Genomic DNA, 12,769 nt, shown 5'->3' on the forward strand with positions numbered 1-12,769 from the left:
GATATTAAAATTTTAAGTTTGCACCAACTACAAATGTTCTTAACGCTGGATAAGCATCTAACTCAACTCCCTGAGTACCTGTAACTAACTCACCATTTCCTAAAATCTCAGGTGAGAATCCTGAAAACTTTTGAGTAATAAATGGGTTCATAGCATTTACATAAATTCTGCAATAGTTAATAAAACCTTCTTCTCTTAAAGGAAGTTTGTAACCTAAAGTAATGTTGTTGATTCTGAAGAAGTCTCCAGACTCTAAATAATATGTTGATGCAACTGGAACCTGATTAAATGGAGCTGGATTAGTTCCTGTTATATTTGTTGGAGTCCACATATCATTTAATAGAGATGCTTCAACATTTTCTCCAGAAAAACGCTGTGCTTTTTTTCCGTTATAAACTTTAGCACCTCCTGTTCCGTATCCGTCCACAGAGAAATCAATATTTTTATAATTCAATCCTAAAGTTACTCCGTAATTTGAAGTAGGTAAAACTGAACCTACATATTTTCTGTCTTTAGTTTGATCTAAAGCACCCTGAGCTACTTTATTCCCAGATGCAGTGTAATACAACATTTGTCCGTTTGTTGGGTCAATACCTGCATATTCATACATATAGAAACTACCTAAAGGCTGTCCTACCGATGAATTATCAAGTATTTTTGTAACTTGACCATTTCCTAATGAACCTCCATTTACTGTTGCAATCTGAACATTTTTTAAACTAGCTAATTCGTTTTTGTTATGAGAGAAATTACCTCCTACCCAATAACTTAAGTTATCCGTAATTTTATCATCCCAGCGCAATGCAATTTCATATCCTTTATTAGTAACTTCCCCTACGTGTGTTGGTGATTCTAATGTGATTCCTGATGTAGAATATGGCTTAACATTTAAAATAGCGTTGTTTGTGTTTTTATTATAAACATCAAACGATCCTTTTAATCTACTGTTAAACAATTCAATATCAATACCTGCAGAAGATTCTTCCACAATTTCCCATCCTAAACTAGGGTCAATTTGAGAATTAATAGTTGTTCCTGTGTTGCCATTATAATCTACTCCAGATGTAAATGACTGAATGTTTAATGGCACTTTCTGGTTTCCTAATTTACCCCATGACCCTCTAAGTTTTAATAAATCTAAACCTTTAACATCAGATAAGAAACTCTCTTTTGTTACAATCCATCCTAAACCTACAGAAGGAAATGTTCCCCAACGGTAATCACTAGAATAGTTTGAAGATCCATCACGTCTTACAGTACCAGTTAACAAGTATCTATCCATTAATTTGTATTGAAAACGTGCAAAATATGATGCTAATCTAGCTTCGTTTTCGTTTACAGCTTTATATGTAGTTACACCGCCATTTTGTGCATATGCAACATTGTCAAGTCCCCAATAGTTACTATTTGGATTTACATTCTTAATATCTGCTGTAGTTTTTGATCTTGTACCCATAACGTTAGCCTCAATACCTGCAGTAACTTCTACGTCATGAATCTCTGCAAACACTTTATTGTAAGTGAAATAGTTAGATAAATTCCAATTGAAATAATCATCTGTATTTCTTGTTAATGTGTTTGTGTTCAAGCTCTTTTTGTCATAAGCTGATTCTACTCTATTAGGATCAGCTGCTAACCAAAGACCTAAATTATCAACAAAATTGTATTGTTTATAAGTGAAATATTCTCCATTAAACTGTGAAGTAAATTTTAACGATTTTAGAATATCCCAATCTAATCGTAAACCTCCTTGGAGCATTACTGTTTTTTGCTGCTCATTGTTATAATCTAAAGCAACAACAGGATTACCAACTGAGTTAAAAGAATCTCCAGTCTGACCTACAACACCATTCGAAATAAATGGCACTCCATATTTTCCATTAGAATAACGAACAGGAACTAAAGGAGATTGTCTGTAAGCAGATGTAAATGCAGACATCGGCTGTGGAGTATTTTTTATAGAACTAACGCTAAAATTTTGAGTAATTTTAAGTTTATCAGAGATCTTGTATTCATTATTACTTCTGAAAGTAGTACGTCCATATTCGGTACCTTTTAAAATACCTTCTTCCTCATAATTACCAACACTAAAAAAGTATTTAATATTTTCTGATGATCCAGAAAGAGATATATTATTTTGAGTATAAACTCCTGTTTGCGTGATCTCATCAAACCAATTTGTATTATATAATTGATTTTGATTAAATCTACCAGCTGGAAATTGGCTCGAAAAAGCCGCATTATTGTACTGAATATATTGGTCAGCATTTGCCATTTTGACCTTCTTAAGTGGCGTTCTGAAACCTGCGTAACTATCAATATCGACAGTCATCTTACCTTTACCTGCTTTTGTTGTAATCATAATTACACCATTTGCACCTCTTGTACCATAAATAGCAAGAGCAGAAGCATCTTTTAAAACCTCATAAGAAGTAATATCATTTGAGTTGATATTATTGATGTTATCAGTCGGCATACCATCCACAACATACAATGGATTTCTTCCTCCTAATGCAGTACCAACCCCTCTAATAACAATAGAAGGTGTACTTCCTGGTGCATCTGAAGTAGCAACTTGAACCCCTGCAGCTTTACCTTGAATAGCTTGCGAAGCATTTATTACTTTCATTTTTGTAATTTCTTCGGACTTGATTGAGCTGACAGCCGAAGTATTATCAATTTTCTTTCTAGTACCATATCCAATAACTACTACTTCTTTTAATGCAGTATCACCTGCCTCTTTTAATGTAATTGTCATTGGTGCAGCGGTTGCAGGAACTGAAACAGAGTCAAAACCTAACATTGAGATTTTGATCGCTTCGCCTACTTTGGCATTGATCGTAAAATTTCCGTCGAAGTCAGCATCAGCTGTGGCTCTGGATTCTGGCGCCGCAATGATTGCACCTGGAACTCCAACTCCATTACTGTCTACTACTTTTCCTTTAATTGCTTGTGCCTGTCCCATCATATATGAAGGCAGCAACAAGAGCGCTAAAAAGCTAAAAATAAAATTTTTCATACAGTACGTAATCGTTTAAGTTAGTTCAGCCAAATTAAACAATTACAACGTTGTAGTACATCAAACTTCACTACTACATAGCTACATCACTACATCAAAATAATTAATTAACAAGCTTAAAAATAGACTTTTAGATATTATTAAATCTTCTTTAACATAGCATTATGATGTAGTAATGATGTATTGTAATTATGTAAAAAATAGTATTGAAAAATAATATATCTCTAAAAAATAAATGCGAATCTTACAGACTTAATAAAAACTTGGACAGGTTTTCGTCTTGTGTAAGGTTTAATTTCTTTCTCAAGCGATATCGGTGTAGTTCTACACCTCTAAATGAGATGTTCATCATAGGTGCAATTTCTTTTGATGAAAGATTCATTTTAAGATATACACACAATTTAATATCCTTTGGAGTCAGATTTGGATATTTCTTTGTTAGATTAATGATAAACTCGTTGTGGATTTGATTTAAATTCGTCTCAAAAGTTTCCCATTCGTGTTTATTTACCTCATTAATTTTTATTGCTTTTTTGATTTCGCTTTTTAGTTTGCTAAAATCTTTTTCATTTTCGAGAATTCCTTGGATTTTATCAATCATTTCGCTTTGTTTAGCGATAGATAAGGATTTTCCAGCAACTTCAGACGATTTGGTCTGCAGTTCTAATTCTAAAATATGTTTTTCGTATTCTTGAATATTGAGTTCATTTTCCTTTTTCAATTCCATTTCAAGAATTTCTCTTTGGTGTTTTAATTCTTCTGCCTGCAATTTTAATTTTTGCATATAACGCAGTTTATTCCATTTATAATAAAAGAACAAAACAGTTCCAACAACAAGTAAATAAAGCAATATCATCCAGAATGAAAAATACCAAGGTTCGGCTACCTTAAACCTATAATCTGAAACCTTGTCATACGTTGCACCGTCGTGTTTAAAAATTTCTATAGAATGATAACCGCTGCTAAGATTGTTTAGAATAATTAATCCATCAGAAATAGGCAGATAATCCTTTTCTTTATTTAATTTATAAAACAAATTGGGTTTACTGGCTCCATAAATTCCCGAAATCACATTAACTTTTATTTCGGTATTAAATTTTATCTTAGTTCCGTTTGGTACTAATTGGTCATTACTAAAAGCTTCAATTTCTACTTTTGAGTTTTGTCTGTTTTCGTATTCTAATTTAAGCGAAATAAAACCGTCGTCGAGATTAAAAAGGTAATCTTTGTCTTTTTTAAAGATTCTTAAATTTTCATTTATCAGTTTCCCTTTATAATATTTCTCTTGAATGATGTTCCAGATAAATTTATTTCCATCCGCAAAAATATGATACAGAATTCCATTTTGTAAAACCATGAAGTGATCTTCATCAATAGAAATCACATCGGTCACATTTTTAAAATTCTTGTTGAACAATTCATTTTCTTCTAATTTATTTGAAATCGAATTATAGGTATACCATGAATTATTGATTAGAAAAAGAATTTCTTTTCTAAACTCAAAAATCTTGATTCCAAAATCGTTTTGAATTTTGCTTTGCTGTGTAACATTCTCAACTTTTAAAGTATTGTAATTATCATCCAGCAAAACACGGTATAGTCCACGATAATTATCGGCAGCCCAGATTTCGTTCTTTTTATTTTGAGCAACATATTTAATTGGTTTTGCAAGATCTTTAATTATCTTATAATGTGACATGTTAGACGGATCGTCATACACCAAAATACCGCTGTAAGTTGATTGGAAGTAAGTATTATTTATACTGCTTTTAGACATATTCCATCCACCGCTTACTCCGTTAATTTTATGCAGCGAATTATTTTCGTATGAAAAAGTACCATCATTGTGTCCGATAATATATTTATCCTTTACCAACGAAATATTCCAGCCTTGACCTTGTGTATTGGGAATCATATTGAATTTTCCGGCACTGTACTCAAATATTCCATGATTCGAAGCTATTAAATATCCTTTATTAATAGTAGCAACAGAATAAACTGATCCTAAAATCCCTGAATTATCGTAAAAGAAAGAAATTGGAGAATTAACTTCAACATGTGCGAGACCATTATCTAAACCAAGCCAAAGATCATTTTCTTTATCAAAACCCAAACTCAAAACCGAATTGTTCATGAGAACATTATCGCGTTCAATGTTTTTGTATTGATTGGTTTTTAAATCTAATAATACAATACCGCGATTTCCAGTTCCTATTATTAATTTTTCACCTTTAATAAATTTTGCCACATTTATAGTCGCCGATTTTAAAGTCTCATTTATCGGATTATCCCAAGCTTTTAAACTTGTGCCATCAAATACAAAAACTCCTTTTTTTTGTGTAAAAATATAAGTCTTGCCTTTATACTTCTCAATAGCGTGAACGACTGTATTCTTTAAAACATTCCAGCCCTTTGGATTAGCGATATGCTTGTCATTCATTTTAAAAATTCCATCTTTAACAGAAGCAACATAAAGATTCTGATCTACAGCAAAACAGTATGAAATAAGAAAAGGGAATTTTATTTTTCGGATTGATTTTCCGTTATAAATAAAAACATCATTAAACGACTGAAAATACAAAGAGCCGTTGAATCTAAAGATTTTCCAGATTTCTTCATTATCTTTTTCATCAAATAAACGAAGGTTTTTGGTAATCGAAACATAATGCATTGTGCCGTCTTTTCTATACCAATAACCAAATTCTTTATAAGATCCTGAATAGATTTTATCCCCTTCGATCAAAATAGAACGAATGATCGTTTTATTAGGAAGCGTATATTTTTCCCATTTTACACCATCATATCGAAGCAAATAGTGATTGTTTGCAAAATACATGGCATCATCATTTCCCTGCGCCACATTCCAGACCTGATTATCACCCTGGTAATCAGATTTGCTGTAATTTTCTACGAAGGGAAGTAATTCTTGTGCTTGAAGTTGTAAAGCGATGAAAAAGAAGAAAATGATTTTATAAAGTATCGATTTCAAAATATTCAGATTTATTTTCAAAGGTACTGACAAAATTTAATTTAATGACGTAAAAAAAGCTTCTCGATGGAGAAGCTTTCTATATTAAGTGCCTTTTCAATTAATTTTCAAGCAAATGATAAACTTGATTTGCAATTTCAAATTCTTCGTCTGTTGGAACAACCAAAACTTTTACGATCGAATTTACTGAATTGATTTCTCTTAATTCTTTAGAACGAATTTTATTTTTTTCTTTGTCAATTTCAATTCCAAAATAATCCATATCGGTACAGATTAAATTTCGCATAAACGAAGAGTTTTCGCCGATTCCCGCTGTAAAAACAATAGCATCCAATCCGTTTAACGCGGCTGCATAAGCTCCGATTGTTTTTCTAATTCGATATGCATTCATTAACAAAGCCAATTCGCAGTCTTTATTCCCTTCTTCCGCTTTGGCTTCAATGTCACGTAAATCGCTGTATCCTGTTAATCCAAGCATACCGCTTTGTTTTAATAAGATTGAATTTACCTCATCCGGCGTATATCCGAGACTTTTTACCATATAAAAAATTACAGATTGATCGATATCTCCTGCTCTAGTTCCCATAATTAAACCATTTGCCGGGGAAAATCCCATCGTGGTATCAATACTTTTTCCGTCTTTTACAGCCGACATACTGCAACCATTTCCTAAGTGAATCGTAATGATCTTAGAATTCTTTTCTAAATAACGACTCGCTTTTTCTGAAACGTATTTATGACTTGTTCCGTGAAAACCATAAACACGAACTTTATGTTCTGTTAAAAGAAAATTTGGAATAGCATATTTATGTGCTTCAACTGGGATTGTTTGATGAAAAGCGGTGTCAAAAACTGCAACTTGTTTAGCCGATGCAAAAATTTCTTCTGCAACATTAATTCCAACTAAATGCGCTGGATTATGAAGCGGTGCTAATTCTGAAAGTTCTTTAATTTTTTCTTTTACTTCGTCCGTAATTATTGTTGTATCAGAAAAATAACTTCCGCCATGAACAACACGATGTCCAACAGCAGTAATTTCTGATGTCGATTTTATTACTCCTTTTTCTGGATGCAAAAGCATATCGGCTACTTTTTGTAAACCAATTTTATGTGTTAAAATCGGAATTATTTCTTCATGAGAATTGGCTGCTGTTTTAAAAGTCACGTTTGAAGTTTCTAATCCGATTCTATCAATCATACCCGAACAAATTACTTCGTTTTCAGGCATAACCATTAATTGATATTTTATAGATGAACTTCCAGAGTTTATGATAAGTATTTTCATTTTATTTAGAGATGCTAAGCTTCTAAGTCTCTAAGCTGTTGAGCTTTTTGAGAATCAGATTTTTTAATTTTTAATTTTCATTGATTTACAATCCTTGCGCTTGAATTGCCGTAATTACAACAGTATTAATGATATCGTCTACGGTACAGCCGCGGCTTAAATCGTTTACAGGCTTGTTTAGACCTTGTAACATTGGTCCGATGGCCAAAGCTCCAGTTTCTCTCTGAACGGCTTTGTAAGTGTTGTTTCCGGTATTTAAATCTGGAAATATCAACACACTCGCTTGTCCTGCAACTTCAGAATCTGGCATTTTGCTTTTTCCTACCGCACGATCTACGGCAGCATCGTATTGGATTGGTCCTTCGATTTTTAGATCTGGACGTTTTTGTTTCACAATTTCGGTTGCTGTTCTTACTTTATCTACTTCATCTCCTTTTCCTGAAGCTCCAGATGAGTACGAAAGCATTGCAATTTTTGGTTCAATTCCGAATGCAGCACTTGATTCTGCTGAAGAAATGGCTATTTCTGCCAGCTGTTCTGCCGTTGGGTTTGGATTAATAGCACAATCACCAAAAACAGAAACTCTATCTTCTAAGCACATAAAAAATACTGAAGAAACTACAGATGAATTTGGTTTGGTTTTAATGAACTGAAGTGCTGGCAAAATCGTATGCTGCGTTGTATGTGCAGCACCAGAAACCATTCCGTCAGCGTGGCCTTTATAAACCATCATAGTTCCGAAATACGAAACATCTTCCATTAAATCCCTCGCCATTGTAATACTTACGTTTTTAGCCTTTCTGAGCTCATAATAAGTATTAGCATAGTCCTCGTAAAGCTCCGACTCTTTTGGATTAATGATATTTACTTTAGAAAAATCAAAAGTCAGCGCTAATTCTGTCACTTTACTTTCAATTTGTTTTTTATCTCCAATAATTGAAATATCTACTACATCCATATCTAACAATCTTGAAGCCGCCATAATAATTCGATCATCATTCCCTTCTGGCAATACGATATGCTTACGATGCTGTTTGGCACGTTTTACCATATTGTACTGAAACATTTTTGGCGTCATACCTTCTGGCACAAAAGTGATAAGTCGCTCAGACAGAGGCTCAACTTCAACATATTTTTCGAAGGTTGTAATCGAAGTTTCTATTTTATGGGTATTATTGGCATAAATCTCCGATTTAATTGCACCAATTTTGTTGGTGATATGATACGTTCCACCGTCTACGGCAATGATCGGAACTATTGCAGAAAGTCCTTCAATTAACTTTAAGATGCTTTCTTCTGGAATAATATTACCTGTTAAGATAATCCCTGAAATCGTAGGGTAATTGGCCGATTCATTGGCTTGTAATGCCCCAAGAATAATATCAGAACGATCTCCTGGAGTAATAACTAATGCATTGTCATTTAGATGCACTAAATAATTATGCAATTGCATTGCTCCTACGCTGTAATGCCCGATTTCGTTGTTTAGATAAGCGTCTCCAAATAAAACCTTAGCATGTAATTGATTAACAATTTCCTGCATAGTCGGATTGTTTAAGCTAGAAATCAATGGAATAACATTGATCAAGACGTCTTGCGGAAGACTTTTTTGAAGTCCTTTTCGAACCAATTCTATGTTTTCTGGCTGTACTTTATTAGCAAAAACAGACAGAACCTCCACTTCTTTTACTTTAAATGAATTATAAACCAATGAAAGACTGTCTACTAATTCGTCCAAAGTTTTTCCAATACCAGAACCAATAATAATAGTTGGAATTCCAAGATTTTTGGCAATTAAAACATTGGTATCCAATTCTATTGATGTTCCTTCTCCGGTGAAACTTGTTCCTTCTACCAAAACAAAATCAAAACGTTCTTCCAGCTTTTTATATTTTTCAATAATCAAATCTAGGACTTCTCCAATTTTACCTTTATTCTTCTTTTTGATGAGTTTACTTTTCGTAATCGCATACGCATCTTCAATCTTAATATCAAGGTTATAATGAGACAAAACGGTCTCAATATGATTATCTACCTCACCGTCAACAAAATCTTCAATTATAGGCCTAAAATAACCTACTTTAGCCGTTTTACCAATCAAGATGCTCATTAAGCCAAGTGTAATAATTGACTTCCCGCTGTTATGATCGCTTGTAGCTATATATATTGCTTTACTCATAATTATTTATATTTATTCTAAATAACAAATTTAATACAAAAATCAAACGTTTCAAAGACAAATAAACATTAAAACCAACGTCTTTTCTTGAAATAAATGATTAGCGCAATGACGAGAAAAAACATGCTGATCATTGTAATAAAATAACCGTTTTGTGTTTTAAGCTCCGGCATATTTTCAAAATTCATTCCGTATACTCCTACTATAAAAGTAAGCGGGATAAATATTGCCGAAATGATCGTCAAGGTTTTCATGATCTCGTTCATCTTTCGGCTCTGTTCCGAAAAATAAAAGTTAGAAGCACTTTCTAAAGAACTCATATCAGATTCAATTTGTTCCAAAAGCTCTAAACTTTTTTGATGCAGTCTGATAAAAAAATTGAATGTTTCTTTCTGAATTAAGCCATTATCATCATCATCGTCTTTCTTCGTTTTCAAATAATAAAGTGAGTCTCGAAGCGGTACGATCGAACGTTTTAAAAAATTTAAATTATCTCTATGGTTTTCAATTTTCTCTAAAATAATAGGCTTAGCATCCTTCTTGGTAAGATTAATAAGGTCTTCTACTTTATCTTCTTCATCTTCTAATGTGATATAGAAATTCTCCATAACAGCGTCTAAAAGCAGATACAATAAATAATCTACTTTCTTGGTTCTAACAATTCCTGCATGTGTACGCAGACGCTCACGAATATGTGTAAAGAAGTCGCTTCGTTTCTCTTGAAATGAAATTAAGATTCCGTCTTTAACAATAAAACTAATCTGTTCAACACTTATATTATCTGAATATTCAGAAGGAAGGAGTGACTTTATATTAAAAAACAAAACATCTGATTGCTCTTCCAGCTTTGTTCTTTTAGTTGTATTTAAAATATCCGCAAGTAAAAAGTCATCTAATTTAAAATTCGCTCCAAGAGTTTTGATGAGATTGATGTCATTTAACCCATGAATATTGAGCCAATTGTTTTTAGTATAATCAAAACAAGAATTGAGAGCTAAAACTGTAAACTTATCATATTCAACTACATCTGCATCATCATATACAAAAAGCTGCATTTCGGTTTCATGCTCTTTGTGCGAACCTGTATACTCTAAAGTAATGTGCTGGAGCTTGCGTCCTTTCTTATATTTAATCTTTCTCATTCAGGATATTTTACAATAGTAATATTACGAAAAAGAATTCGAAAAGGAAATGACAATTGTCAGTTTGTGGAAAAGTTAGATATTTCGTTTATGTAATATTTTTATTACTTTTATAAAAATATTAAACCCGACAGGTTTTTGAAACCTGTCGGGTTTAACAAACATAAAATAAAACAAAAAAACCGAGCCATTTCTGACTCGGTTTTATATTCAATTAAAGAGTAAATTATTTTACTTCTTCGAATTCAACGTCTTCAACGTTATCTCCAGAAGACTGCTCTTGTTGTGGAGCAGCTTGTTGTCCTTCACCACCTTGAGCGTACATTGCTTCTGTAGCTGTTTTCCAAGCTGCATTTACATTGTCTAATCCTTTTTGGATTGCGTCAAGATCTTGAGATTGGTGAGCCATTCTCAATTCAGTTAAAGCGTATTCGATAGCTGTTTTTTGATCGTCTGTTAATTTATCTCCTAACTCTTTCAATTGAGATTCAGTTTGGAAGATAGTACTATCAGCTTCGTTCAATTTTTCAGCTCTTTCTTTAGCGATTCTATCTGCATCAGCGTTAGCTTCAGCATCTTTTTTCATTTTTTCGATTTCTTCAGCTGTTAATCCTGAAGAAGCTTCGATACGGATATCGTGAGATTTTCCAGTTCCTTTATCAGTTGCAGAAACTTTGATGATACCATTAGCATCAATATCGAAAGTAACTTCGATTTGAGGAACTCCTCTTGGTGCTGGTGGAATACCATCTAAGTGGAAACGACCGATAGTTTTGTTATCAGCAGCCATTGCTCTTTCTCCTTGTAATACGTGGATTTCAACAGATGGTTGAGAATCAGCAGCAGTAGAGAATACTTGAGATTTTTTAGTTGGGATAGTTGTGTTAGACTCGATTAATTTAGTCAATACACCACCCATAGTTTCGATACCTAAAGAAAGAGGCGTTACGTCAAGTAACAATACATCTTTTACATCTCCAGATAAAACTCCACCTTGAATAGCAGCTCCAATAGCAACAACCTCATCAGGGTTAACACCTTTAGATGCTTTTTTACCGAAGAATTTTTCAACTTCGTCAGCGATTCTTGGCATACGAGTAGAACCTCCAACAAGGATTACTTCGTCGATATCAGATGTAGATAAACCTGCATCTTTTAATGCTTTAGCAACTGGCTCCATAGAACGTTTTACTAAAGTATCAGATAATTGCTCAAATTTAGCTCTAGATAATTTTTTCACTAAGTGTTTTGGTCCAGAAGCAGTAGCAGTTACGTAAGGTAAGTTGATTTCTGTTTCAGCAGAAGATGATAATTCAATCTTAGCTTTCTCAGCAGCTTCTTTCAAACGCTGTAATGACATTGGATCTAAACGTAAGTCAATACCTTCTTCAGATTTGAATTCGTCAGCTAACCAGTCAATAATAACTTGGTCAAAATCATCACCACCTAAGTGAGTATCACCATTTGTAGACAATACTTCGAATACACCGTCTCCTAATTCAAGAACAGAGATATCAAAAGTACCTCCACCTAAATCGTAAACAGCAATTTTTTGATCATTTCCTTTTTTATCTAATCCGTAAGCAAGTGCAGCAGCAGTTGGCTCGTTGATGATACGCATAACTTTAAGACCAGCGATTTCACCAGCTTCTTTTGTAGCTTGACGTTGCGCATCGTTAAAGTAAGCAGGAACTGTAATAACTGCCTCAGTTACTGTTTGACCTAAATAGTCTTCAGCAGTTTTTTTCATTTTTTGAAGTGTCATTGCAGACAATTCTTGAGCAGTGTATAAACGACCGTCAATATCCACACGTGGCGTATTGTTGTCACCTTTTACAACACTGTAAGGAACTCTTTTTGCCTCTTCTTGAGTTTCAGCAAAAGTGTGTCCCATAAAACGTTTAATAGAAGCAATCGTTTTTGTAGGATTCGTTACTGCTTGTCTTTTTGCAGGATCACCTACTTTAATTTCTCCACCTTCAACAAAAGCGATGATAGAAGGAGTAGTTCTTTTTCCTTCTGCGTTAGGGATAACAACTGCTTCGTTACCTTCCATTACAGAAACACAAGAGTTCGTCGTACCTAAGTCAATTCCGATTATTTTACCCATTTTTTATATATTTAATTTTTGATTTAATTTTTAAACTCATGTGGC

General features: G+C 33.4%; 6 protein-coding genes. All 6 read right to left on the minus strand.

All coding sequences use genetic code 11. The annotated features are described in order from the left end of the window. Positions 1-4: 4 nt before the first annotated feature. Positions 5-3,019, minus strand: coding sequence for a SusC/RagA family TonB-linked outer membrane protein (locus ACFSC2_RS23955; RefSeq protein ID WP_379813628.1), 3,015 nt, complete (start codon positions 3,017-3,019; stop codon positions 5-7). Between the two features lie 244 nt (positions 3,020-3,263). Further along, positions 3,264-6,008 carry a helix-turn-helix and ligand-binding sensor domain-containing protein gene (locus ACFSC2_RS23960; RefSeq protein WP_379813629.1) on the minus strand — a complete coding sequence of 915 codons (2,745 nt, stop codon included), beginning with the start codon at positions 6,006-6,008 and terminating at the stop codon, positions 3,264-3,266. Between the two features lie 100 nt (positions 6,009-6,108). After that, positions 6,109-7,293, minus strand: a complete 1,185-nt coding sequence (locus tag ACFSC2_RS23965; RefSeq protein ID WP_379813630.1) for an acetate/propionate family kinase — start codon at positions 7,291-7,293, stop codon at positions 6,109-6,111. An 85-nt stretch (positions 7,294-7,378) separates the two neighbouring features. Continuing rightward, positions 7,379-9,472: a phosphate acetyltransferase gene (pta, locus tag ACFSC2_RS23970; protein WP_379813631.1), complete on the minus strand. Its 2,094-nt coding sequence runs from the start codon at positions 9,470-9,472 to the stop codon at positions 7,379-7,381. Between the two features lie 68 nt (positions 9,473-9,540). Continuing rightward, positions 9,541-10,614 (minus strand): magnesium/cobalt transporter CorA, encoded by a 1,074-nt coding sequence (corA, locus tag ACFSC2_RS23975; protein WP_379813632.1) that lies wholly within the window; start codon positions 10,612-10,614, stop codon positions 9,541-9,543. Between the two features lie 226 nt (positions 10,615-10,840). Beyond that, positions 10,841-12,724, minus strand: coding sequence for a molecular chaperone DnaK (gene dnaK, locus ACFSC2_RS23980; protein ID WP_095927810.1), 1,884 nt, complete (start codon positions 12,722-12,724; stop codon positions 10,841-10,843). Positions 12,725-12,769 lie beyond the last annotated feature (45 nt).

It is taken from the genome of Flavobacterium artemisiae, assembly GCF_042678225.1.
GTDB classification, from domain to species: Bacteria; Bacteroidota; Bacteroidia; order Flavobacteriales; family Flavobacteriaceae; genus Flavobacterium; species Flavobacterium artemisiae.